The 440-nt window shown below is 52.3% G+C and carries 1 protein-coding gene; it reads left to right on the plus strand.

The window, feature by feature from the left end:
- The first annotated feature begins 75 nt into the window (after positions 1-75).
- Complete coding sequence (locus M3223_RS24610) at positions 76-366, plus strand: DUF1010 domain-containing protein (protein WP_001336345.1); 291 nt, start codon at positions 76-78, stop codon at positions 364-366.
- The last annotated feature ends 74 nt before the right edge of the window (positions 367-440 follow it).

Consider the following 440-nt stretch of genomic DNA (forward strand, 5'->3'; position numbering starts at 1 on the left):
TTGGTTCCCTCCGCTGCGCTCCGGCTCTCGTTACGTCCAACGTTAGCACCACTGAAACCCAGCTTTATTTAGCTCATGTTTATTCAAACGGCATTTAGCTTTTCAGGCGTTATTCAGTGCCTGTTTTGCCTTTTTTCCGGGCTTCGCCTGCATGGGCTGCGCAGGTTTTCAGTCTTTTTGGCCTCTAGCCCTTGCGTAGCAAGCGCAAGCAGCTATCGTTTTTGCAGTGCTGTGCCGCCTCGGTGGCGCAGCGTTTTTTCACGGTTAGCGCCCGTCGCCAAATTCAAGTTATCCGTTTTGGCTTCTGGTTCTAACATTTCGGTCAAGCCGACCCGCATTCTGCGGTCGGCTTACCTCGCCCGTTAGACATCATGAGGGAAGCGGTGACCATCGAAATTTCGAACCAACTATCAGAGGTGCTAAGCGTCATTGAGCGCCAT

It is taken from the genome of Paenibacillus pasadenensis (genome assembly GCF_023715725.1).
In the GTDB taxonomy this organism is placed as follows: domain Bacteria; phylum Bacillota; class Bacilli; order Paenibacillales; family Paenibacillaceae; genus Paenibacillus_O; species Paenibacillus_O pasadenensis_A.

Coding starts and splice junctions, on each gene's coding strand:
- M3223_RS24610 (WP_001336345.1), top strand. CDS start 76: ATGTTTATTCAAACGGCATTTAGCTTTTCAGGCGTTATTCAGTGCCTG.